The organism is Glutamicibacter sp. MOO4 (genome assembly GCF_056934395.1).
Genome location: NZ_CM167800.1, coordinates 1,597,502 through 1,621,770 on the forward strand (window position 1 = coordinate 1,597,502; position 24,269 = coordinate 1,621,770).

The following is a 24,269-nucleotide window of genomic DNA, read 5'->3' on the forward strand; positions in this document are numbered from 1 at the left end:
GTGGCGATGGACTACTGCTCTGCTAGGAATCGGCGAGCTTTGCGTCGTTCGATCAGCATAAAAGTAATGCCTATTGCTGCCATGACAAATTGGAACGACAGTGCGATTCTGAATGATCCGAGACTGTACAACTCGCCGGTGGAGCCGTTGGCGTTGTTGAGCAAATCGAGAATGAACCCAATGACGTAGATCGTGACGAATGCACCGATAAAACCACCGGTATTCACCAGACCCGTGGCGGTGCCTAAGATGCGTGGCGGGTTGAAGGTGCGGGCAAAATCGAACCCGATCACCGAGGCAGGACCACCGGCTGCGACGCTGATCATCAAGATAATCAGTATCCACAACGGCGCGTGTCCCGGCCAAAGAAGCACAACAGCCCACAAAAGCAGCATGAGGCCAATAATGCTCAACGCGTAATTGGAACGATGTTGCGCATGGCGTGCGGTGAGCGTTCCAAGCACAGGACCCAAGACAACCGCGACGACAACAAAGACGGACATAAGCCCGGAGGCCAACGTGCTGTCTAAGCCTTGTCCTTCAACCAGGAACGGGTAGCCCCACGTCATCATGAAGGTGTTCGCCATAAATGCGGTAGTGAAGTGGGTCCAGAACCCCAGCCGGGTACCTGGCTGCTTCAGTGCAAGGGCGATCCGTGAATCCTTGGGATGCGAGCTGTGGGCTGAACCCTCCCAGCCAGAGCCGTTGCGCACAAATGCAATCGTCGTAATGAACGTAGCGAAGGCAAACCCGGACATTACCGAGAACGCTGGCGACCAGCCGGCGTTGAGCAGCATCAGGTGGAACGGGAAAATACTGATCAATTGACCAAGCTGACCGAAGGTACCGGTGAGCTGTGTGAGCACGGGAATTTTTGATCCGGAGAACCACAGGGGCAAGAGTTTGAGGACGGAAACAAAAACCATCGCATCGCCCATGCCAACCATGACGCGCCCAATCAAACCCATGGGAACGTTGACCGACATGGCGAGAAACGCTTGTCCAGCGGACATTAGTAACGCACCACAGGTGATCAGTATGCGCGGCCCATACTTATCAAGAAGTAGGCCGACTGGAACTTGGGCCCCAGCGTAGACAACTAACTGAACTACTGAGAATGTCGCTAGGATCTGCGCACTGGCATGAAAGCGCTCAGTGGCTTCAATGCCGGCCACACCAAAACTAGTGCGTTGTGAAATTGCGGATATATAAGCAAGAATTGCGAATCCGAAAACCAACCAGGACTTCGACGAATTCAAATGCGATTGACTCACTGGTCTTGATCACCTGATTGGGGCTCTTCGCGCCCGTTCCTTAACCAATCATTGGTATTTTCGATTAGCGAGAGGAAGTGTTCGGCGCTTGCGCCCAGTTCCTCCGCGCCCGGCATCTGCTTGTCCTCGTCAAGAAGCAACGAGCGCGGCTCATGCTCCTTCACGTGGGCATCAAAGCGTTCTTCAAATCCATCCACCATTTGGCGAACATCATTGTTAGCTTCAAGTTGCTCCGCTAGTTGCTGTTCAAGAAGTCGAGCAGCCTCGCGAAGTTTGTCTGTGGGAAGCGCGAGCTTCAGGGCGGCACCGACGTACTCTAGGGTCGCTACCGCTACCGCTGGATATTCGGATTCGGCTAAATAGTGTGGGGTGTGCAGAGAATAACCCACAATGTCGCGGCCGACTTCAGTCATCCGAATTTCGAGTAACGACGTAATTCCAGCCGGCGATTCAACGGTGGGGCTCCACGTTGAAATGTTCTCGATCAAATCTTTGCGGTTTCCATGAGCCGTCACGCCTACCGGGCGGGTGTGTGGAACCGGCATCGGAAGCGAAGCAGAGCCAACAACTAGAGCCACGTTAAAGGCTTCGATAAATCCGAGAATCTCTGCGATGACGCGTTCCCATTTGAGATCAGGTTCTACTCCAGTGAGGAACCAGAATTTTCGATCCATCCCATCGGTCATCAAGTAAATCTCAATACGCGGCGCTTGGTAGGCGGCAAAGTGATCACCCAGGAAGGTCAACCGTGGACGCTGGGAGGTGTAGGCAACCAGTTCATCAGCATCAAAAGTTGCAAACAGTTCAGAGTCCAGACGACCAAATAGTTCGTTGGTGACCTGAGATTGGCTCTGTCCCGCATCACTCATGCTCTTGAGCAAAACGTACATTCCGAGGCCTTGGAGGCGTGAATTATCCAAGTCGTCTGCGACCAACGTCATCAACGATTCCTTGGACATTTTCTCCTCATTCAGTGCCGACTTGCTTGTTAGCGGACCTCGGGCGTTCGTAATCTTCCAATTCACCCTAATTTAACCGCGATATTACATACTATCGCTTCGATGCTTACGCTCGCTGTGAAGTGACGCACGATGAACCTTTTCCTCGGATAACATCAGAGGTAGCAAGTGTTTTGCTCAACAGCATGCACTACGTTTCGGATTACCATTCCGGAGCACTGGACCTCAGACCCTACAAAGGCACAGAAGGAATGATTTTGTGATCAACTCAAGTGATCTCACTTTGAGCGCCATTGGCACTGACATTAAGCGCAAGAGCGCCGATACCCTCGTTTTGGGCGTATTGAAGAATGACGGTAAAGCAACCATCGTTGCCTCGCCTTTCACTTCGGAAACTACTTCTTCGCTGGAGCAGTCGCTGACCACGCTAGGAGCTTCGGGTAAGGCTGACGAAGCCACCTTGCTTCCAGGCGTTGAGGGGTCCAAGGCAAAGGTTCTGCTTTTCATTGGTCTGGGCGTTGAAGAACTAGCTGAACTCACCGAAGAGAAGCTTCGTCGTGCCGCCGGATCCGCTGCACGCCAGCTGACCAATACCAAAACCGCCATCTTCGTGTTGCCTTCCGAGACGGTCGAACGTGTCGCAGCCATCGCCGAAGGTATCGCCCTGGGCAGCTACCGCTACGAGAACCACCGCTCAAAGAAGAGCGACAAGCCAGTCTTGGCCGAAGCGCAGATTGCAACTTCGGTGGCCACCTCCAAAGACCTTCCTGCGGTCTTGAAGCGTGCGGCTGTGCTCGGACGTGCTGTTCGCGGCACCCGCGACCTGATCAATGCACCAGCCAATGTTCTCTACCCTGAATCATTTGCTACCGCAGTGAAGGATTACTCCAAGTCACTTCCGCTGAAGGTCGCGGTCTTTGACGAGAAGCGCCTGGCTAAAGAAGGCTTCGGTGGTCTGATCGGCGTTGGCGGCGGTTCAGTGCGTCAGCCTCGAATGGTCAAGGTGGAGTACTCCCCCGCTAAGGCAACCAAGCACATTGCACTAATCGGCAAGGGCATCACCTTTGACACTGGTGGAACCTCGCTTAAGCCAGCTGCTGGCATGCACGCCATGAAGTCTGACATGTCCGGCGCGGCAGCGGTGTTCCAGACTGTGGCTGCAGTGTCCGAGCTGGGTCTCAACGTCAAGGTCACCGCGTGGCTTTGCTTGGCTGAAAACATGCCAGGTGGCGCTTCGACGCGTCCGGGCGATGTCCTGACCATGTTTGGTGGCAAAACCGTAGAGGTTTTGAACACCGACGCTGAGGGCCGTTTGGTTATGGCCGACGGTTTGGCCGCTGCCAGCTTGGAAAAACCAGATGTCATGATCGACATCGCTACCCTTACCGGTGCACAGATGCTGGCGCTTGGTCTGCGTACCGCTGGCATCATGGGCAACGAACAGGTCACCAACGATCTTGTTGCAGTATCCGATCAGGTGGGCGAGCTTGCTTGGGCAATGCCGCTGCCAGAAGAGCTGCGTCCAAGCATCGAATCCCAAGTTGCCGACTTGGCGAACATCGGTGAGCGCATGGGTGGCATGATGACCGCAGCCGTCTTCCTTGAGGAATTTGTCGGCGAAGTTGACGGCAAGAAGATCCCATGGGCACACATCGACTTTGCTGGCCCTGCCTTTAATGAAGGTAGCGCTTGGGGCTACACCCCGAAGAACGGAACTGGCTCACAGGTTCGTACGTTGGTTGCCTACGCGGAGCAGCTCGCCGCAAATTAGGCACCGATGAGCAGTCTGCTTCATCAGCATTTTTAGCTCTTAATCTCATCCCGGTATCACTGCCGATGGCAATCGGATGCCGGGATGAGATTGAAAATAAGAGACATGCCTGACTTTTACGCCCTCGAAGGTGACTCTGGCAGGTATGCGGTACTAAGGTAAGTTTTGAAACATCACCGTGGATCTATGGTGCGCGCCAACCAGCGTAATGCTCCCAAAGATCTGCGACCGATCCCCTGGTCGGCCAAAGCCGGCCTCACTTAGCGAATACGAGGGAGCGTTCACGTGGCCGATTCGGCAGCAACGCAAGAATTTGATGTCCTCATCCTCGGCGGTGGATCCGCTGGATACTCGGCAGCATTGCGTGCCATCCAGCTGGGCTACACCGTTGGATTGATTGAAAAGGAAAAGCTGGGCGGCACTTGCCTTCACACCGGCTGCATCCCAACCAAGGCTTACCTGCACGCTGCAGAGTTGGCTGAAAACGCTCGCGAGGGTGCCAAGTTCGGCATCAACTCCTCGCTCGAGTCAATCGACTTGGGTGGCGTGCGCAAGTACAAAGAAGGCATTGTTGCCGGAAAGTACAAGGGCTTGCAGGGCCTGCTCAAGATGAAGAAGGTCAACGTTATCACTGGTAACGGCCGTCTTGTCTCCCAGGATTCCATCGATGTTGATGGCACCGTTTACAAGGGCAAGAACATCATCTTGGCAACCGGCTCCACTTCCAAGACCTTCGGTCTGGAAATCGGTGGCCGCGTTATGACCAGCACCGAAGCATTGAACATGGAAGACATGCCAAAGAGCGCCATCGTGCTCGGCGGCGGCGTTATCGGTGTTGAATTCGCTTCCGTATGGAACTCATTCGGCGTCGACGTCACCATCGTTGAAGGCCTGCCTTCGCTGGTTCCTAACGAAGATCCAGCCATCATCAAGACCTTGGAGCGCGCTTTTAAGAAGCGTGGCATCAAGTTCAACACTGGTGTCTTCTTCGAAAAGGTCGAGCAGAACGCCAACGGCGTCAAGGTTTCGCTGGCTGACGGCAACGTACTGGAAGCAGACATCGTTCTGGTTGCAGTGGGTCGCGGTCCAGTTACCGAGGGTCTTGGCTTCGAAGAGCAGGGCATCACCATCGATCGCGGCTTCGTGATCACCGACGAGCGTCTGCACACCGGCGTTGGCAACATCTACGCAATTGGCGACATTGTCCCAGGCGTACAGCTTGCACACCGCGGTTACCAGCACGGTCGCTTCGTGATCGAGGAAATCAACGGTCTGAAGCCAGCGATCATCGAGGACATCAACATCCCGAAGGTCACCTTCTGCGAACCAGAGATTGCATCGGTCGGCTACTCCGAGCCTAAGGCTAAAGAGAAGTTCGGAGCAGACCAGATCGAAACCACCGAGTACAACCTCGCTGGTAACGGTAAGTCCGCAATCTTGGGCACCAGCGGTCTGATCAAGATGGTTCGCGTCAAGAACGGTCCAATCGTGGGCGTTCACGGCATCGGCGGTCGCATCGGCGAGCAGATCGGTGAAGCACAGTTGATTGTTAACTGGGAAGCATACCCAGAGGACATCGCTCCGCTGATCCACGCTCACCCAACTCAGAACGAAGCATTGGGCGAAGCAGCTATGGCTCTGGCCGGCGCTGCACTACACGGCTAATAGCTTTTGATTTCACTAGGCAGCGCGTTCGACGAACGCGCTGCCTAGTGCACAAAGCTCGGAGGCTCGGCCTCCACCCACAATTCAAGATTTAAAAACCAAGGAGATACGGGACGATGTCTGAAACCGTAAACCTACCCGCACTGGGTGAAAGCGTTACCGAAGGTACGGTAACTCGCTGGCTGAAGCAGGTCGGCGACCGCGTAGAGGTAGACGAGCCGTTGGTGGAAGTGTCCACCGACAAAGTAGACACTGAAGTTCCTTCGCCAGTTGCTGGCATCATTGAGGAAATCTTCGTGGCTGAGGACGAGGACGCTGAAGTTGGCGCTCCACTGGTTCGCATTGGCGACGGTTCGGGATCCGGCGACGCCGCTCCTGCCGCACCAGCTGCTGAAGAAGCACCAGCCAAGGAAGAAGCTCCGGCTGCACCTGCTGCGGAAGAAGCTCCAGCTAAGGAAGAAGCACCAGCTGCTGCTCCATCGGCCGGTTCCGCTTCGGGCACCGAAGTTACCCTGCCAGCTCTGGGCGAATCGGTTACCGAAGGTACCGTTACCCGTTGGTTGAAGGAAGTTGGCGAAGAAGTTGCCGTCGACGAGCCTTTGCTTGAGGTATCCACCGACAAGGTCGACACCGAAGTTCCTTCCCCTGTTGCCGGTACCCTTCTGGAAATCCGTGTTCCAGAAGACGAGACCGCTGAAGTTGGCGCAGTTCTCGCAGTGATCGGTGCCGCTGGCGCCGCTGCTGCTCCTGCTAAGGAAGAAGCTCCTGCGGCTCCTGCTAAGGAAGAAGCTCCTGCGGCTCCTGCGAAGGAAGAGGCACCTGCTGCCGCTCCGGCTGCACCTGCTGCTCCAGCTGCACCTGCGAAGGAAGAAGCACCTGCTGCTCCAGCTGCTCCAGCTAAGGAAGAAGCTCCTGCTGCAGAGTCGAACAACGAGTCGGGTTACGTAACCCCACTGGTTCGCCGCCTTGCTAACCAGCACGAAATCGACATCGCATCGGTCAGGGGCACCGGCGTTGGCGGTCGCATCCGTAAGCAGGACGTGCTTGATGCCGTTTCCGCTAAGGAAGCAGCTGCTCCTGCCGCATCGTCCGCACCAGCTGCTGCTCCTGCAGCAGCCAAGCCAGCTGCCCCGGCTGTCGAGGCTTCCTCGCTACGCGGAACCACCGAAAAGGCTCCACGCATCCGTCAGGTTATTGCCCGTCGTATGCGCGAGTCGCTGGACGTTTCGACTCAGCTGACCCAGGTCCACGAGATCGACATGACCCGCATCGTCAAGCTGCGCGGTTCGGCTAAGAGCAGCTTCAAGGCCACCAACGGCGTGAACCTGACTTACCTGCCATTCATCGCTAAGGCTGTTGCCGAAGGCTTGAAGGCTCACCCGAAGTTGAACGCAGAGTACAACGAAGAGACTCAGCAGATCACCTACCACAATGCCGAGCACTTGGCATTTGCAGTCGATACCGACAAGGGCCTTTTGGTTCCAGTTGTATCGAACGCAGGAGATCTGAACCTCGCCGGTTTGGCTTCGCGCATCGCCGATGTTGCTGCACGTACCCGTAGCAACAAGATCGGTCCTGATGAGCTGTCGGGCGGCACCTTCTCGATCACCAACATTGGTTCGGTCGGCGCACTGTTTGACACCCCGATCATCAACCAGCCACAGGTAGCAATCCTGGGCACCGGTGCGATCGTCAAGCGTCCAATGGTCATCACCGATGCAGATGGCAACGATTCGATTGCAATCCGTCACATGATGTACCTGTGCCTGACCTACGATCACCGTCTGGTTGACGGTGCTGACGCAGGTCGCTTCCTGCAGACCGTCAAGGCTCGCCTTGAGGGTGGCGCATTCGAAGGCGATCTAGGACTCTAAGTCTTAGATTAGACCAATAGCCGCAACAAAGATCGTCCCTGCTGACCTTTCAGCAGGGACGATCTTTGTTTTCTACGTTACGTCGAATTTAGATTAGGCTAGGACTATGGAAATCCTTAAAGTCATTTTGGTATTTGTTCACATCCTCGGAGCTGGAGCAATCTTCGGTGGTTGGCTAGCCAACTTCAAAACGCCAACTGTCAATGTCTGGCAGTGGTACGGTGCCCTGGCACAGCTTGTCACCGGACTTGCGCTGGTAGGCATCGCTGAGGCTGGCACCGATCCAGTGAACCACGCAAAAATTGCCGTGAAGATTGTCATCGCTATCGTGATCGCTGTAGCCGCATTCCTCGGCCGCAAGAAGATCAAGGCTGGCGAAGAGGTCTCGACTGGCCTTGCCCACGCCGTAGGCGGAATGGCATTCATCAACATTGCCGTTGCCACCCTCTGGGTCTAAACAAGACTCTGACCTTTGGCAGGAACAGTAACTGGCGCACTACTCGTGCTGGTTTACAGTTCCTGCCATTGCGCGTTTAATGACGGATCACCTTACCGAGCTTCCACTGTTCATCAATGAGCACCAGTTCAATCTCAACGCGTTGAGGTTCTGCAGATTTAACTGTATGCACGTTCTTGCCCTCCAGATCCCTGTACTTATAGTCAGGCTGGGTTGAAGTGGCCGCCAGCATTACCGAGTTTCCTTGCCCGCGCGCAGTCACTTTCACATCTTGAAGATGGGTCTCCAGACCTTCAAATCTCAGTTCCATCTCTTCTAGCGCTTTGATTGTTTCCAAATCGCGTTTCAATTGCTCCGATCCCGGAGCGTAGATAGCCTTCAACGCCTTGGTATTCATCGCGCCCATGGCCGCATCACGCTTTTTAGTAAGACTGAGAAACGCAGAAGTTACCGTGTCCTGCTGAAGCACGCAGGCAGGTTCCTGTCCTGCATCATCGATTCGACAGCTTGGCTCTGCCAATGGCGTTACCAATTCAGCGCTGGGGTCCGATGCTGTGGCAGCACGAAGGTGATTGACACCCACCAAACTTCCCAGCAAAACTCCGATTCCTAGCACCACAGTCCCCGCAACTTTAAGAGCTCCGGGTGTGCGGCGAAGCTTGTGCATATTTGTACTCTTGTCGGATCCCGCGCATATCTTCGACTCTGCTCGATCTCGTCTGTGCTGATTTCGACTGCGCAGACCCCGGTGATCAATCTCCGGATGAATAGTTTCCATCAAATGGGTAGCATCCTCAGATACGTGCCCTTCCCAATGAATCGGCTCAGCCGCGCTACTAGAAAATAGCGTTCTGGCGAATTGCTCAGCCGTAGGCCTGCTGTGCGGGTCAACGCTCAATGACTCAATCAGTAGCTCGTGGACAATGTCGGGGATGGTTGGGAACATGACGCTGGCCGGAGCCCGACTCCATTCAGGATCCGGTGGCCGACCTGAGAGCAAGAACCATAGGCAAGCACCCAAAGAGTAAACGTCCTGCGCCCCCACTTGGGGTTCTAGTTCTCCAGAACTGGCTTCAGGGGCCATAAATCCGGGTGTGCCTGCACCTGAGGGGATTTGTGTCTCTGATGCAGCTTCCTGGAAGTCAATAATTTTAGGCATTCCACTGGCAGTAAGCAGGACATTGGCTGGCGACAGATCACCATGCCTCGTGCCTGCGGAATGCATCACCGACAATGTCTGAGCGACCGGGGCCAGCGCAGTAATACATTCTCCAAGGCTGAAGACACCACGGCTATGGACCAGCTCGGCGACGCTTCCGCCGGGACAGTATTCCATGATCAACCCATCACCCAATTGTGTCGATAACGTCCCGTAAAAATCGACGACATATTTCCTCGATTCAGTGATGGCGTTTTGCCTCAACGAGGTGACGTTCTCCATAGTCAAACTCAGTTTTAGCACCATGTAAGACTGATCACTTTCCCGGCGCAGCAACCAAACTTTGCACGGTGACTTGGCACTTAATGGTCTAACCGTGACGTACCCGGGACTGATTGGCCACGATAAGACATTCGTTGATTCATTCATGTCTCCGTTGTAGTCCAAAAACCAGAAACACAAGTTGGTTATCCACAGATTTTGGCTCGTCAAGCGAATTAGCGACAGCAAAGACATCGGCGTAGGGTAACCCTCATGGCGATCGAATTCGAACGAGTCGGACTAGGCTCAAAATTTGTGCCCTATAAGGAAGCCTGGGACTACCAAATCCAGTTGCATGATGCGGTAGCCGCGGACGAACAGGCTCCGCGAGTTTTGTTCCTCGAGCATGAAGCGGTCTATACCGCAGGCAAGAGGACCGAACCGGAGGATCTTCCGTTAGACGGCACACCCGTTGTAGACGTAGACCGAGGCGGAAAGCTCACGTGGCACGGACCGGGACAGCTGGTCGGCTATCCCATCGTTAAGCTTCGCAAAATGAGCGCAATACGTCTCTACGTTGAAACCATCGAGGAAGCACTGATCAACGTTGTCAGTGAACTCGGTATCCCCACAGCCCAGATCAAGGGCCGCTCCGGCGTGTGGGTTCCCGGTAAGGATGGCGAGCAAGACAGAAAAATTGCTGCCATTGGCCTTCGCATTAGTCACGGTGTGACCATGCACGGCTTCGCATTAAACTGCTCGAATGAGCTCACCGGTTACGAGCAGATCATCCCGTGCGGTATTACCGATGCAGGTGTCACCACCATCTCAGCTGAGCTAGGTCGTACTGTTACCCCAGAAGACATCGTCGACCGCGTGCAGGTCGAACTCGAACGACTTCTTACCCCTCAAATCGTTTAGACAATCATTCCCTCCGAAAGAAAGAGCCGTTAATGAGCGTCGCACCAGAAGGCCGCCGCATGCTTCGCGTTGAAAAGCGAAACGCTGCAGTGCCAGTGGAACGTAAGCCCGAATGGATCAAGGCAAAGCTGAACATTGGGCCCGAATACGTTGGCCTAAAAAACCTCGTGCAGTCCGAAGGACTTCACACTGTCTGCGAAGAAGCAGGCTGCCCAAACATTTTTGAGTGCTGGGAAGACCGCGAAGCGTCATTCCTCATCGGTGGATCCGAGTGCACTCGTCGTTGCGATTTCTGCCAGATCGCTACCGGCAAGCCATCCCCTATCGATCGCTCGGAACCTTTCAAGGTCGCCATGAGCGTAAAGAAGATGGATCTTCGTTACGCCACCGTCACCGGTGTCGCCCGCGATGATCTCGAAGACGAAGGTGTCTGGCTGTACGCCGAGACCGTCCGTCAGATTCACAAGATGAATCCAACCACCGGTGTTGAATTGCTGATTCCTGACTTCTCAGGAAAGCCAGAGAATCTTGACGTTATCTGCGACTCCGCTCCAGAGGTTTACGCGCACAATGTTGAAACCGTGCCACGTATCTTCAAGCGTATTCGCCCAGCATTCCGCTACGACCGTTCCATGGATGTCATTTCCCACGGTCGTAAGCGCGGATTGATCACTAAGTCGAACTTGATCTTGGGCATGGGCGAAACTCGTGAGGAAATCTCCGAGGCCATGCGCGATCTCTATGAAGCCGGTTGCGACCTGCTGACTTTGACGCAGTACCTGCGCCCAACCGATCTTCACCTGCCGGTGGATCGTTGGGTTACCCCTCAGGAATTTGTTGAATTGCAACAGGAAGCTGAAGAGCTCGGCTTTGCTGGCGTCATGTCTGGTCCATTGGTCCGCTCTTCATACCGTGCCGGTCGCCTCTGGGCAGGCGCCATGCGCAAGAAGGGTCGCGAGATTCCAGAAGAACTTTCGCACATCGAATCCTCAGGCAACACCCGTCAGGAAGCCGCTTCACTGATCAAGTAAAGCTTCTCGGTTGTGAACATTTGCGAAGGCCTCGTAGTCCCCTAGTTCAATTTTGAACAACGGCTACGAGGCCTTTGACATATCAATTGATCGTCACATGCAGATGATTTTCCCGCGCGCCCGCTCTGGGCTTAGAACTCTGATCAATATCGCGTAGAATTAAGGCACTATGGCCAAAAACTCCGACAACGAAGCAGCCGCGCAACCAAAGCGTGGCCTGTTTTCGCGTAAACCAAAAGCTGAGAAGAAGAACAAAGAACCAGGCCGATTGAAGCAAATCGGACAAGTCTTCCAGATGACCCGCCGCAACGACCCTATGGTCGTTTGGTGGATGGCACTGGCAGCCTTGGCTGTAATTGCAGTCTGCTTGGTCATCGGTATCTTGATCAACAACTGGATCACCATGTTGATCATCGCCATTCCACTGGCTCTTCTTGCGGCAATGTTCATCATGTCCCGTCGTGCCGAAAGAGCCGCCTTCTCACAGCTTGAAGGTCGTCCCGGTGCTGCCGGTGCCGCGATGAGCGTGCTGCGTCGTGGCTGGATCCTGAAGCAGGAACCAGTGGCTTACAACCGCCACCAGGATTTGGTTTTCCTCGCCGTCGGTCGTCCCGGTGTTGTGCTGGTTACCGAAGGTCCTAAGACTCGTGTTCGCGAACTCGTTAGCTCCGAACGCAAGCGTATTGCTCGCGTTCTTCCAAACGTCCCAATCCACGTCATCAACGCTGGACAGGACGAAGACCAGACCAGCTTGGTGAACGTCGGCAAGGAAATGAAGAAGCTTCCTAAGGCCATCACCAAACTTGAGGTAAGCGCGATCGATAAGCGTCTAAGCACGTTGACTGCTAATCGCTTGCCTATCCCTAAGGGCGTTGACCCTAGCCGCGTACGGCCAAACCGCCGTGCAACCCGTGGTCACTAAGAACTAGACATGCAAGAAGCCGCAACAGGAATTTTTCCTGTTGCGGCTTCTTTGTTTTCTCTACAATTTTTCACTCATCGGATGTTGACCAAAATGCTCTTGGCTAACCGGTCGTGCAATCCGCGCTGGTCTTTATCGGTAACGAATACCGGAATTGCTAGGCAAAGGAGCAAAGACCGGATCAGGCCTTGCAAGGGCCTTAGCGCCGAGCCATCCATGGACTGTACCTGAAGCCCAAAAGTTCTATGGCCAATGGTGTGGCCGGTGAATCCTACGCCGATAATCTGTCCTGCACAGAACAGCAACAGCGTGGCAAGGTCACCTAGATCAAATAGCCACCAGCTAAGGAGCATTGACAGCCCCCAGTCAATAAACAATGCACCGACCCGTTTAGGGAAGCGTCCTATTGACCCAGGGCCTTTTTCTGGTCGGCCCAAATCTTGTCCTGGCCATTGTTGCGTGCTGTGCTGTGGCGGGCCCTCAAGCCACGAACCGAAGTCTTTTCTTTCCACATCTTCAAGTCTATCGAGCCTTTCTGTGCGTCGTGACAAGGTGTGAATTGACCGCAAAAAAGTACGCTAAGTGTCCGAGTCAGATTATTACGAACTGCATCGTGCCAGATCAGAGCGATACGACATGCCCGAGTTTCGTCCTTGTAACAGGCTGGAAACAATAGAGACACCATTCAGAAACGGATTGTGGGTAAGCTCTATATGTAAGCAAGGGAACCAGCGGGGCCATCCCGTCTGATCGTTCTGTTTACCAAAACTCATATCTCACCAGGGAGTCACCTGCACATGTTTACCAGTCCAGAAGAAGTCTTGGCATATATTGCCGATGAGGACATCAAGTTCGTCGATATCCGTTTCACCGACCTGCCAGGCGTACAGCAGCACTTCAACGTGCCTGCAAAGTCCGTAGACGCCGACTTCTTCGTCAACGGCCAGCTTTTTGATGGTTCTTCCATCCGCGGCTTCGCTGGCATCTCTGAATCAGACATGCAGTTGATCCCAGATGTCACCACCGGCTTCATCGATCCATTCCGTATCGAGAAGACCTTGGCTTTCAACTTCTCCATCATCAACCCACGTACCGGTGAGCCTTACCACCGTGACCCACGTGGCGTTGCAGAGCGTGCCGAGGCTTACCTCGAGTCGACCGGCATTGCTGACACCGCATTCTTCGCTCCAGAAGCTGAATTCTTCATCTTCGAAGATGTTCGTTACGAATCGAAGCCAGAAGGCGCGTTCTACAAGATCGATTCTGACGAAGCTCCATGGAACACCGGCCGCAAGGAAGAGGGTGGCAACCAGGGTTACAAGACTGCCTTCAAGGGCGGTTACTTCCCAGTTGCTCCAACTGACAAACAGGCTGACCTGCGTGACGCTATCTGCGTTGAGCTGGACAAGGCTGGCCTCGAAGTTGAGCGTAGCCACCACGAAGTTGGCGCAGCCGGCCAGGCTGAGATCAACTACAAGTTCAACACCATGGTTCACGCTGCTGACGAACTGATGCTCTTCAAGTACGTCGTCAAGAACGTAGCCGATGCTTGGGGCAAGTCCGCAACCTTCATGCCAAAGCCAGTCTTCGGCGACAACGGTTCGGGCATGCACGTTCACCAGTCGCTGTGGACCGGTGGCGAGCCACTGTTCTACGACGAGAAGGGCTACGCTGGCCTGTCCGACGTTGCTCGCTGGTACATCGGTGGCCTGCTGAAGCACGCATCTGCTGTGCTTGCATTCACCAACCCAACCGTGAACTCCTACCGTCGTCTGGTCAAGGGCTTCGAAGCTCCAGTGAACATGGTTTACTCGCAGGGTAACCGCTCGGCTGGTATCCGTATCCCAATCACCGGTTCGAACCCTAAGGCAAAGCGCATCGAGTTCCGCGCACCAGATGCTTCCTCAAACCCATACTTGGCATTCGCTGCACAGCTGATGGCAGGCCTGGACGGCATCAAGAACCGTATTGAGCCAGCTGAGCCAATCGATAAGGATCTCTACGAGCTTCCAGCAGAAGAAGCCAAGGACATCCAGCGTGCACCCGAGAGCCTTGAAGAGGCCCTGAAGGCACTGGAAGCAGATCACGAGTTCTTGCTCGAAGGTGGAGTATTCACCGAAGACCTGATCAGCACCTGGGTTGAGTACAAGCGCGAAAACGAAATCAAGCCACTGAGCCTGCGTCCGAACCCATACGAGTTCGACCTGTACTACGGCTGCTAATCACGCTCCTGCCATAAGGGCAGACTGATTAGTCGAAGCTGGGTCCCACCACTTTTGGTGGGACCCAGCTTTTTGTCATTGTTAGTCTGTAAACATGGATATTTCCGATTGGGTGAGCGTACAACGTGAAGACGGCGAGACGGTAGGCTACCTCCAACCTGTCACGCCCGACTACTCTCTAGTGATCCCCCGCAATATCTTGGGACACGCAATCGCTGAACCACACGAATATTCTGCAGCTGAATACCTTTTGGAAGAACGCGGCATCGCTGAGCTGATGAGTAACTGGAGACTTGATGCTCAAGAACAAGAGAAGACAGAAGAACTCACAATCCTAGAGGTCTCACCTCTCGGCATTGTGTTGGCTAACGCTCTGCGAGTCAAAGCTTTGGAAGCTACCGAACGGATCCACGTGATGTGGCCAGACGTGGAGCAAAGGCTCACAGTTACAATAAAAAGCCACCGGTAGCCAAAGAGGCTTTTGCCCCTACTCCCCTCTGACCTATGAAGGTTCTCTAAGCAACGCTGTGGCGTAGCGACGGCGTGTGTACTTCTGCGCAATCAACAGGAACGGGAAGATCGTTCGCCAGCGCAGTCGATCTGATGGCGCTGTCAGTGAGCGGATCACTAGGAAGATGCCGGCCTGTTCACGAACGAGAATGAACGCCTCTTCCCCACTGACAGGATGGCCTGACAGCGTCTTATAGGCAAAGCCAACACGTGAGCTTTCCTCGATGACATCCACGACTTCGATAGGTTCGTCGATGCTCATCGGTCCCAGCCTGACACGTAATTCAGGGTGTGCACCGATAGCTACTCGTGGTTGCCCGGTAACGGCAAACCCGCTTCGTGTCTTGATTTCCCAGTGAAGTAAAGCATCACAACTGCGTTCCCAGAGCGTTTCACCAGAGCCAAGATAGACCTTGCGTTCCCAGCGTCGATAGCCGGCCGAAGCAGTTGTCCACTGATTCAGTTGGATCTGGGTCAAAGACACTTTGAGCTAGTCTTCAAAACCGTAGAAGAGCAGTTCAAAAATACTTCGCGCGTGACGAGTAGCCCTAAGGTAATCTTCTTCGAGCTCTACACCGAAGTGCGGCTCGTAACCACACCAGCGGGCCACGGCTTCCATGTCCCGCGACGAGCTTGGCAGAACATCGCTTGAACGCCCGGAGGTAATGATCTCAGCGCTACGAATACGCGTGGCTAAACGCCAGGCATTCGCCAACTGTTCAGCATCATCTTCCGTGATCAGTTCAATCTTTGCCAGCTCTTCTAGTGCCTTCAAGGTTGAGGTTGTGCGCAGCGACTCGTGCTGCCAGGCATACTGCAGCTGATAGAACTGCACCAGCCATTCAATATCCGACAGTGAACCGCGACCCAATTTTAGATGCCGGTTGGGATCTGCACCGCGAGGAAGTCGTTCAGATTCAACACGTGCTTTGATCTTACGAATGTCGCGAATTTCGCTCTCTTCCAGTCCCTTGCCGTAGCGAACAGGTTTGATCAACGCGATAAAGTCGTCTGCCAGCTCAGCATCGCCAGCGAAGGGACGCGCTCTTTGCAAAGCTTGGCGTTCCCATACTTCTGCCCATCGTGCGTAGTAGGAAGCGTAGGCGTCGATGGAACGCACCAAGATCCCCTGTCGTCCTTCGGGACGAAGGTCAGAATCCACCTTGAGTTTTACCTCAGCAGGAATTGCTGGCTTCAGCGGCTTCGAGGTCCACGAGATCAACTCAGTGACTACTCGCAGTGCTTGTTCCTGAGCAGCTTGAGCTGGCGCACCAGGAACGGAACGCTGGACAAATAGGACATCTGCGTCAGATCCATAACCAATTTCTCGACCACCTTGTCGACCCATCGCAATGACCGAAATAACCGCCTGCTCACCGTGCTTTTCTTGATCCGCGCTCAACAGAACCCTTAGCACGCCGTCAATCATCGCTCCATCGATGTTCGACAGTGCCTGACCGACCTCGTCAACCGTGAGCAGTCCTGCGCCATCGGCCAGAGCCACACGTAGGAACTCACGTCGGCGCACCATGCGGATCATTCTGATTGCGCTCTCTGGCTGCTTGGTGCGATGAATGATCGACTGGTTTTGCTGTAAGAGACTCTCAAGGCTCTGCGGTGCCAAGGATGCATCCGAACCCAGCCAGGCGGCCGCTGCAGGCTCATTGGCAAGCAGGTCCGTCAGGAAGCGGGTGTTGGACAATAAATGGCTCAGGCGCTCGGCTGCGGCGTTGGTATCACGCAGCATGCCCAAGAACCAGTGCGTCTTGCCTAAGGATTCACTGAGCCGGCGGAATCCAAGTAACCCCGCGTCAGGGTCAACACCACGAGCAAACCAGTCCAAGAGCACCGGTAGCAGCTGTCGTTGCAGCGAGGACCTGCGCGACACTCCACCGGTCAACGCCTCAATGTGGCGCATAGCGGCTTTAGGGTCAAGATAACCTAGTGCACGCAAGCGTGCTTGGGCCGACTCGGCAGTCAGCCTGACGTCATCAGCGGAGAGGTTGGAGGCGCTGACCAACAGTGGACGGTAGAAGATGCGCTCATGAAGCGAACGCACCATACGCTTGGTCTCGTTCCAGCGGCGCATCAACTTTTCTGGGCTGGTCGGCTGAAGGTCCCCTGCGCCTCGAATGGAGCGCGCCAGAATTCGCTGCGCAGATTCGGCCCGTGGCATTAGGTGCGTACGGCGTAGCTGGCTGAGCTGGATACGGTGCTCTAATAAACGTAAAAAGCGGTAGGAATCATCAAAGTTTGTCGCATCTTCACGGCCAATGTAACCAATATGGCTTAGTGCGTGAATTGCTAGTGTGGTCGTCGGAATTTGAATGTCCCGGTCGACTCGCCCATGCACCAGCTGCAGCAACTGCACGGTGAATTCCACGTCGCGCAATCCGCCAGGACCGAGCTTGATCTGCCAGACAATATCATCTTTGGAAATATTGTCGCTGACTCGTCGACGCATCGCCTGAACTGATTCAACAAATCCATCACGCTCTGAGCTAGACCACACCATGGGGGAAACCATGCGCTCATAAGAGCGACCCAACTCCTGGTCCCCGGCAATGCAACGGGCCTTGAGCAGTGCCTGGAATTCCCAAGAATGAGCCCAGCGACGATAGTAAGCCTCGTGGGATGACAAGGTGCGGGTTAGCGCGCCGTCTTTGCCTTCGGGACGCAGGTTGGCGTCGACTTCCCAGAGCATTGGTTCCGGGCCCGGAACCATCAAAGCTCGTGCGGTATTGCCGCACAGGACCGTGGCGATAGCGGAAGCTAGATCATCTTCGATACCCGGGGCAGAACCGTGCACATAAATGACGTCCACATCAGAGATGTAGTTCAGTTCGCGAGCGCCACATTTACCCATCCCAATGATGGAGACCTTCACGCGGTCCACGTCTTGCGCATCGTACTGTTCGGCAGCTTCAGCGCGGGCTATAGCCAGCGCGCCTTCCAATGCAGCCCCAGCCATATCGGCTAATTCGGCGGCCACGTTGGGTAGGATCCGTTGCGGGTTGCTGGCTCCAAGATCTCGATGGGCTAGCGCAAGTAATGCCTTGCGGTAACTGGTGCGCAATCGCTGGCGGCCCTCGGCTCCAGTGAATGAGGAAACCCAGTGACCACCGGTTGTACGCTTGGCATCAATTGATGCCAGCATGCTCTCCACTAGATGTTCAGGCGTAGCTTGCTCAAACTCAGTGGAAGGCGCAGTGCGCACCGTCTCCAGTGCCTCGGGACAACGAATCAGGAACTCACCAAGCGCTGACGAACTGCCAAGCAGTCTAACCAAGCCCTGGCAGGTTTCAGGATCCGAGAAAATCTTGATTGCCTCGGGATGACGATCCACTAAGCGCAACGCCAAGAGCAATGACTGATCAGGATCTGGAGCATGGGCCATCTTGCTCACGATCAGCTTCGGATCAATCGGGGCGAGCTCCGGTGATTGCAGGAACTTTTTGGCCCGTTCGATATCGCTGAAACCAGCGTTGATCAATGATCGTGAGGATACGTCTGGCATGGTGATTCTTATGTCTTCCACAAATCGCCGCGTGCAAGCACGCGGCGATTTCTCTAGAGGGTACTCAGATTCTTGGTGAGCTCAAACGGGGTGACTACCTGACGGTATTCTTCCCATTCAGCTTTTTTGTTAGAGATGAAGGAGTTGAAAACCTGCTCGCCGAGGATCTCGGCCATCAGCTCGGATTCCTCCATCACGCGCAGTGCTTCGTGCAAGCTACCTGGCAGCGGGACGTGCCCTGAGGCGCGACGTTCTGCGGTGGACAGGTTCCACACGTCATCTTCGGTTGGCTCCTCCAGCTCATAGCCGTCGCGGATACCCTTCAGACCTGCACCAAGCAGGCAAGCGTAGGCGAGGTATGGGTTGGCTGCCGAGTCAATGCCACGGTATTCAACGCGAGCGCTCTGACCCTTGCCTGGCTTGTACAGCGGAACGCGTAGCAGTGCCGAACGGTTGTTGTGACCCCACGAGCGGTGGCTCGGAGCTTCTCCCCCGCCCCACAGGCGCTTGTACGAGTTCACGTACTGGTTGGTCACCGCGGTCATCTCTGGTGCGTGGTGCAAAATACCCGCAATAAACGAGCGTGCTACGTCAGAGAGCTGGTATTCACGACCGGCTTCGAAGAAGGCATTGCTGTCTCCTTCAAAGAGCGAGAAGTGAGTGTGCATGCCGCTACCTGGATGTTCTGAGAACGGCTTCGGCATGAAGGTTGCGTGAATGCCCTTTTGCATCGCCATCTCTTTGATGACGGTACGGAAGGTCATGATGTTATCTGCAGTCTGCAATGCGTCCGCGTAACGAAGGTCGATTTCGTTCTGGCCTGGGCCGGTCTCGTGGTGCGAGAACTCTACGGAAATACCCAAAGCTTCAAGCGTCGTTACCGAAGCACGGCGGAAGTCCTGGCCAACGCCATCCGGCACGTGGTCAAAGTAGCCACCGGTGTCGATTGGCTGCGGACGCCCATTGGCGTCAAGCTGATCGTCCTTGAGGAGGTAAAACTCAATTTCAGGGTGCGTATAGCAGGTGAAGCCCATGTTGGACGCTTCGGTGAGCTGTCGCTTGAGAACCTGACGAGGATCCGCGTTGGACGGCTGACCTTCTGGGGTCAGGATGTCGCAGAACATTCGGGAAGTCGGTTCGACTTCACCGCGCCATGGCAAGATCTGGAAGGTTGATGGATCCGGCTGAAGCAACATGTCGGATTCTGAGATTCGTGACAGGCCGTCAATTGAAGAACCGTCGAAGCCCAGACCCTCTTCAAAGGCGTCTTCAACTTCAGCAGGCGCCAACGCAACGGATTTCAGTGAACCAACTACGTCGGTAAACCACATTCGCACAAATCGAACGTCACGTTCTTCAATGGTGCGCAGCACAAATTCCTGCTGACGATCCATTATCCACCACCTTTGGATTTCTGATATCCGGACCTGATCACGGCCGGTAAGAAAAATTGACCTGTGGCAACACTATATCGGTTCCGGCCGGGCCGATGGACAAGCATCGCCCAGTCCAAGTGCGATAAAGTCATTTTATGCCTCAACCATACCTAGGGAATCCTGATAAAGGCCCGTCCCGCATCCGAATTCATCACCTTCAGCAGGCAAAAGATCGCGGCGAAAAATTCGCGATGTTAACTGCCTATGACGTAATGATGGCCGAAATTTTTGATTCAGCAGGAATTGAGATCCTGCTGGTTGGCGATTCTGCAGCAAATACCGTGCTTGGCTACAGTTCAACGTTGCCGATCACGCTGGATGAAATGTTGGTGTTCACCAAGGCCGTTGCCAACGGCACCAAACGTGCCATGGTTGTCGCCGATCTGCCTTTCGGAAGTTACGAGCAATCCCCCGCACAGGCCGTCGAGTCCGCAGTGCGGCTTTTGAAAGAGGGCGGCGCCCACGCCGTGAAGATGGAGGGAACCGCGCAGTACGCTGCACATGTGAAAGCCATGGTCCTCGCTGGCGTTCCGGTCATCGGTCATATCGGTTTCACCCCGCAAGCAGAGCACGCATTGGGTGGTTACCGCGTACAAGGTCGCGGTGATGCTGTGGAACAGATGAAAACCGATGCATTGGCTTTCCAAGACGCTGGAGCTTTTGCCATCCTCATCGAAATGGTGCCAAGTGATGCGGCAGCGCAAGTTGATGCCGCGTTGCGCGTCCCGACCGTCGGCATTGGCGCCGGTTCAGCCACTACCGGACAGGTATTGGTGTGGCAGGACATGCTGGGCCTAGGTGAGCGACGCACTCCGCGCTTCGTCAAAAAGTATGCAGATCTTCGCAGCGTAGTTGGACAGGCTGTCAGCGAGTACCACCAGGACGTCCTGAACGGATCATTCCCGTCCGATGAATACGAATTCAAAGAGTAGTATCGCGGCCTAGAACTATCTATGCCTAGAACTAACTAAGGCGATGGCGGAACAGGTGATTACTCACTTGTTCCGCCACCGCCTTAGTCGTGCACGATCGCTGCATCCGTTAGGAGCGAACGACTACTGCTCGTCTTCCTCGGATTCGTCCCACGCTTCGTTGCGTGCCTGCACCTTGGTCATAGCAGCTTCGGCTTCGGCAGCAGTTTCGTAAGGGCCCAACAACTGCGACCAATCAGACTGTGGTCCCTTTTCCACGCTCTTGGTGGAAACGTTGTACCAGTATTGTCCTTCATCAGGGGTGCCAGCTGAACTCATCGCAAACTCCTTAATTCTAGGTTCGTACGTCCACTTACACGTTAGCCCACCAACCAGAAAATAGGTGGAACACCACCTACAAGTTGGCCAGAAACGCGCCAGGCTAAAACCTGCATGAAGCTAGAATTAGTTTCATGGCTACTGCTGCAACTGCACCAATTGGAAACTTGACCGCTGGCACCGTCTCCCCCGAGCTTCCGGTGCCCAAACACATCGAACGGCCTGAGTACGTTGGCAAAAAAGAGCCTTCGGAGAACTCCGCTTCAGAAGTGAAGAGCCCCGAGGTTATCGAACGTATCCGTGTTGCTTCTCGAATTGCGGCTCAAGCTCTTGAAGAAGTTGGTAAGGCCTGCCAGCCCGGAATTACCACCGATGCGCTGGACCGACTCGGTCACGAGTTCCTCATGGACCACAACGCTTACCCATCCACCTTGGGTTACCGCGGCTTCCCCAAGTCCCTTTGCTCCTCACTGAACGAAGTCATCTGCCATGGCATCCCTGATACCACCGTGCTGCAAGATGGTGACATCATCAACATTGATATCACTGCGTACATTGGTGGAGTTCACGGCGATAACAACGCGACATTCCTCGTTGGTGACGTTGATGAAGAATCGCGTCTATTGGTAGAACGCACTGAAAATTCACTCAAGCGTGCCATCAAGGCTGTGATGCCAGGACGTGAAATCAACGTCATTGGCCGCAGTATCGAGACCTACGCCAAGCGGTTTGGCTACGGGGTTGTCAAAGACTTTACCGGCCACGGTGTGGGCGAATCCTTCCACTCCGGCCTGATCATCCCGCACTATGATGCGGCTCCTGCCTACAACACGTTGATTGAGCCGGGCATGGTCTTCACCATCGAGCCAATGTTGACCTTGGGCACCATTGACTGGGATATGTGGGCCGATGATTGGACTGTCACCACCAAGGACAAGAAGCGCACCGCTCAGTTTGAGCACACGCTGCTGGTGACCGACGACGGTGCAGAGATCCTAACCCTGCCGTAAGGTCTCTGTCTAAGAAAAAGCGAATGCCGGTATTCAAACCAAGGTTTGAATACCGGCATTCGCGTTAATAAGCGTTGAGTCTATTCTGCGGTCAATGGACGCTGAGTACCCTGAGGCGTAGTACTTCGTCGATCGCGCAGACGTCCAATGGCGCTTTCGAAGTCCGAGAGCGACTGGAAGTTGTGATAAACACTGGCAAAGCGCAGGTAAGCCACTTCGTCCAAACGCGAGAGCGGCTCCAAAATTGCAAGCCCAACCTGGTGCGCAGGAATTTCTGCCGCACCTGAGGTACGCACGGCCTCTTCCACTTCCTGTGCCAGAACGGCAAGGTCGTGGTCAGTAACTGGGCGCCCTTGGCAAGCCTTACGCACACCATTGATCACCTTGTTGCGGGAGAACGGTTCCACAGCACCTGACTGCTTAAGAACACTCAAGCTCGCGGTCTCGGTGGTGGTGAAGCGTCGAGAACACGCTGTGCACTGGCGACGGCGACGGATTGACACGCCGTCGTCAGCAACTCGGCTGTCGACCACGCGGGAATCTGCGTTACGGCAATACGGGCAATTCATGGCACCTCCGTCTTTGGCCAGTGAAGCATTCTCGATTACGCGGGCGACGAGAATCCACTCATGTCACATACAAGTTTAGCGCCTAATGAGCGTTTCGTACTGCTACCGCGTCACCGTGCGCTGGTAGGTCCTCCGCGTTGGCCAGATTGATCACGTGGGCAGCGACATCGCTCAGCGCGGCCTCGCTGTAATTAATGACCTGAATAGCTTTTAAGAAGGTATTCACGTTCAGTCCCGATGCGTGGACAGCGGTGCCGTTGGTAGGCAGTACGTGATTCGAACCGGCGCAGTAGTCCCCCAAAGACACTGGCGCGTAGGAACCGACAAATACGGCGCCGGCCGCGGTAATGCGCGCTGCCGTGGCTTGCGGATCCTGCACCATGATTTCGAGGTGTTCGGCCGCGTAAGCGTTGGCAACTTCAATGCCCTGTTCCAAATCCTTGATCAGGATAATGGCGGACTGGGTTCCCGACAGTGCCTCACGGACTCGCTGCGAGTGCTTGGTGTTCGCTACCTGGCCTACTAGTTCACCACGAACTGCACTGGCCAACTTTTCGGAATCAGTAATCAATACTGCTGCCGCGTTAGCGTCGTGTTCAGCCTGCGAGATCATGTCGGCAGCAACAAACTTTGCACTGGCGGTGTCATCAGCCAAGATCGCAATTTCCGTAGGACCAGCCTCGGCGTCGATACCCACAACACCCTTAACCAGTCGCTTTGCGGTAGCGACAAAAACGTTGCCCGGACCGGAAATCACGTCAACAGGTTCGATACCACCGCGTTGATCATTTTCAACCTCCACACCATAGGCGAAAGCCGCAACAGCTTGGGCACCACCCATTGCGTGAACCTCATCAATGCCCAGCAACTTAGCTGCAGCCAAGATGGTTGGGTGTGGCAAGCCACCAAATTCTTTTTGTGGTGGGCTGGCCAAAGCTAGTGAACTAACCCCTGCGGCCTGCGCCGGCACGGTATTCATAATGACTGACGATGGGTACACCGCAAGACCACCAGGTACGTAGAGTCCTACACGACGTACAGCAACCCAGCGTTGGGTGACGGTGGCACCATTTGAGTAACCGACCTCGGTATCCTGCGGGCGCTGGGCAGCAGCAAAGACGCGTGCGCGAGCGATGGATTCTTCCAGTGCTTCACGAACCAGAGGATCCAGTTCTGCAAGAGCTCGATCCAGCTCATGCTGTGGCACGCGGGTGTGTTCCAGTTCCACATGATCAAAGCGCTTGGCAAGCTCCTTGAGCGTTTCCATGCCACGAGCTCGAACGTCATCGATGATGCCTTGAACCGCAACGGTTGCCGTCTGCGTGTTCATTTCGGGGCGTGGAAGGTGTGCCTTGAGCTGCGCATAGCTCAGGGTTTCATTGCGCCAGTCGATAGTGGCGAGGTCTGAAAATTCGGTGTCTTCAATAGTGCTCACACATCAAGCTTAACGCCGATGACCGG

General features: G+C 54.8%; 20 protein-coding genes and 1 pseudogene. 11 read left to right on the forward strand and 10 right to left on the reverse strand.

Annotated elements, in window-relative coordinates; all coding sequences use genetic code 11:
• Positions 1-11: 11 nt before the first annotated feature.
• Together AC1Z3F_RS07430 and AC1Z3F_RS07435 are read right to left on the reverse strand one after the other, a co-directional pair.
• Positions 12-1,274: an MFS transporter gene (locus tag AC1Z3F_RS07430; RefSeq protein WP_131088529.1), complete on the reverse strand. Its 1,263-nt coding sequence runs from the start codon at positions 1,272-1,274 to the stop codon at positions 12-14.
• Positions 1,271-2,233 (reverse strand): proteasome assembly chaperone family protein, encoded by a 963-nt coding sequence (locus tag AC1Z3F_RS07435; protein ID WP_131088530.1) that lies wholly within the window; start codon positions 2,231-2,233, stop codon positions 1,271-1,273. Before AC1Z3F_RS07435 ends, AC1Z3F_RS07430 begins: the two co-directional genes overlap by 4 nt.
• Before the next feature lie 259 nt (positions 2,234-2,492).
• On the opposite strand from AC1Z3F_RS07435, the gene AC1Z3F_RS07440 reads away from it, so the two are divergent.
• From AC1Z3F_RS07440 to AC1Z3F_RS07455, 4 genes are all read left to right on the forward strand, one after another.
• Positions 2,493-4,004 carry a leucyl aminopeptidase gene (locus AC1Z3F_RS07440; protein ID WP_483566884.1) on the forward strand — a complete coding sequence of 504 codons (1,512 nt, stop codon included), beginning with the start codon at positions 2,493-2,495 and terminating at the stop codon, positions 4,002-4,004.
• A 285-nt stretch (positions 4,005-4,289) separates the two neighbouring features.
• Complete coding sequence (gene lpdA, locus AC1Z3F_RS07445; protein WP_131088532.1) at positions 4,290-5,669, forward strand: dihydrolipoyl dehydrogenase; 1,380 nt, start codon at positions 4,290-4,292, stop codon at positions 5,667-5,669.
• A 116-nt stretch (positions 5,670-5,785) separates the two neighbouring features.
• Positions 5,786-7,543, forward strand: coding sequence for a 2-oxoglutarate dehydrogenase, E2 component, dihydrolipoamide succinyltransferase (gene sucB, locus AC1Z3F_RS07450; RefSeq protein ID WP_483566885.1), 1,758 nt, complete (start codon positions 5,786-5,788; stop codon positions 7,541-7,543).
• A 106-nt stretch (positions 7,544-7,649) separates the two neighbouring features.
• Entirely contained in the window at positions 7,650-8,000 is a 351-nt protein-coding gene (locus AC1Z3F_RS07455; RefSeq protein ID WP_131088534.1) for a hypothetical protein, read from the forward strand.
• Positions 8,001-8,076: 76 nt separating this feature from the next.
• Here the strand turns inward: AC1Z3F_RS07455 and AC1Z3F_RS07460 are convergent, their stop codons facing one another.
• Entirely contained in the window at positions 8,077-9,441 is a 1,365-nt protein-coding gene (locus AC1Z3F_RS07460; RefSeq protein ID WP_483566886.1) for a serine/threonine protein kinase, read from the reverse strand.
• Positions 9,442-9,681: 240 nt separating this feature from the next.
• On the opposite strand from AC1Z3F_RS07460, the pseudogene lipB reads away from it, so the two are divergent.
• The 3 genes and pseudogenes from lipB to AC1Z3F_RS07475 form a co-directional block, all read left to right on the forward strand.
• Positions 9,682-10,341: pseudogene (lipB, locus tag AC1Z3F_RS07465) on the forward strand (lipoyl(octanoyl) transferase LipB); the annotation flags it as partial.
• Between the two features lie 32 nt (positions 10,342-10,373).
• A complete protein-coding gene (gene lipA / locus AC1Z3F_RS07470; RefSeq protein ID WP_131088537.1) occupies positions 10,374-11,372 on the forward strand; it encodes a lipoyl synthase in 999 nt (332 codons plus the stop codon).
• A gap of 169 nt (positions 11,373-11,541) precedes the next feature.
• On the forward strand, positions 11,542-12,294 hold the full coding sequence (locus AC1Z3F_RS07475; RefSeq protein WP_483566887.1) for a DUF4191 domain-containing protein: 753 nt from the start codon (positions 11,542-11,544) through the stop codon (positions 12,292-12,294).
• Positions 12,295-12,368: 74 nt separating this feature from the next.
• Here AC1Z3F_RS07475 and AC1Z3F_RS07480 read toward each other — a convergent pair whose 3' ends face one another.
• Positions 12,369-12,806: an RDD family protein gene (locus tag AC1Z3F_RS07480; protein WP_131088539.1), complete on the reverse strand. Its 438-nt coding sequence runs from the start codon at positions 12,804-12,806 to the stop codon at positions 12,369-12,371.
• 285 nt (positions 12,807-13,091) lie between these two features.
• On the opposite strand from AC1Z3F_RS07480, the gene glnA (AC1Z3F_RS07485) reads away from it, so the two are divergent.
• Positions 13,092-14,516: a type I glutamate--ammonia ligase gene (glnA, locus tag AC1Z3F_RS07485; protein WP_131088540.1), complete on the forward strand. Its 1,425-nt coding sequence runs from the start codon at positions 13,092-13,094 to the stop codon at positions 14,514-14,516.
• Positions 14,517-14,610: 94 nt separating this feature from the next.
• Positions 14,611-14,985: a hypothetical protein gene (locus AC1Z3F_RS07490; RefSeq protein WP_483566888.1), complete on the forward strand. Its 375-nt coding sequence runs from the start codon at positions 14,611-14,613 to the stop codon at positions 14,983-14,985.
• Between the two features lie 33 nt (positions 14,986-15,018).
• Here AC1Z3F_RS07490 and AC1Z3F_RS07495 read toward each other — a convergent pair whose 3' ends face one another.
• Genes AC1Z3F_RS07495 through glnA (AC1Z3F_RS07505) form a run of 3 tightly spaced genes read right to left on the reverse strand, consistent with a single transcriptional unit; the run spans position 15,019 to position 19,937 of the window.
• Positions 15,019-15,510, reverse strand: coding sequence for a DUF1990 domain-containing protein (locus AC1Z3F_RS07495; RefSeq protein ID WP_262197441.1), 492 nt, complete (start codon positions 15,508-15,510; stop codon positions 15,019-15,021).
• 6 nt (positions 15,511-15,516) lie between these two features.
• Positions 15,517-18,543, reverse strand: coding sequence for a bifunctional [glutamine synthetase] adenylyltransferase/[glutamine synthetase]-adenylyl-L-tyrosine phosphorylase (locus AC1Z3F_RS07500; RefSeq protein WP_262197440.1), 3,027 nt, complete (start codon positions 18,541-18,543; stop codon positions 15,517-15,519).
• Between the two features lie 53 nt (positions 18,544-18,596).
• Positions 18,597-19,937, reverse strand: a complete 1,341-nt coding sequence (gene glnA, locus AC1Z3F_RS07505) for a type I glutamate--ammonia ligase (protein ID WP_131088544.1) — start codon at positions 19,935-19,937, stop codon at positions 18,597-18,599.
• Positions 19,938-20,074: 137 nt separating this feature from the next.
• Here glnA (AC1Z3F_RS07505) and panB point away from each other — a divergent pair, with 137 nt between their 5' ends.
• Positions 20,075-20,911 carry a 3-methyl-2-oxobutanoate hydroxymethyltransferase gene (gene panB / locus AC1Z3F_RS07510; protein WP_131088545.1) on the forward strand — a complete coding sequence of 279 codons (837 nt, stop codon included), beginning with the start codon at positions 20,075-20,077 and terminating at the stop codon, positions 20,909-20,911.
• Between the two features lie 123 nt (positions 20,912-21,034).
• Here the strand turns inward: panB and AC1Z3F_RS07515 are convergent, their stop codons facing one another.
• Complete coding sequence (locus AC1Z3F_RS07515) at positions 21,035-21,229, reverse strand: SPOR domain-containing protein (RefSeq protein ID WP_131088546.1); 195 nt, start codon at positions 21,227-21,229, stop codon at positions 21,035-21,037.
• A 134-nt stretch (positions 21,230-21,363) separates the two neighbouring features.
• On the opposite strand from AC1Z3F_RS07515, the gene map reads away from it, so the two are divergent.
• On the forward strand, positions 21,364-22,239 hold the full coding sequence (gene map, locus AC1Z3F_RS07520; RefSeq protein ID WP_131088547.1) for a type I methionyl aminopeptidase: 876 nt from the start codon (positions 21,364-21,366) through the stop codon (positions 22,237-22,239).
• A gap of 80 nt (positions 22,240-22,319) precedes the next feature.
• On the opposite strand, the gene nrdR is transcribed toward map, so the two are convergent.
• Positions 22,320-22,808: a transcriptional regulator NrdR gene (nrdR, locus tag AC1Z3F_RS07525; protein ID WP_131088548.1), complete on the reverse strand. Its 489-nt coding sequence runs from the start codon at positions 22,806-22,808 to the stop codon at positions 22,320-22,322.
• Between the two features lie 82 nt (positions 22,809-22,890).
• Positions 22,891-24,243 carry a histidinol dehydrogenase gene (gene hisD / locus AC1Z3F_RS07530; RefSeq protein WP_262197437.1) on the reverse strand — a complete coding sequence of 451 codons (1,353 nt, stop codon included), beginning with the start codon at positions 24,241-24,243 and terminating at the stop codon, positions 22,891-22,893.
• Positions 24,244-24,269 lie beyond the last annotated feature (26 nt).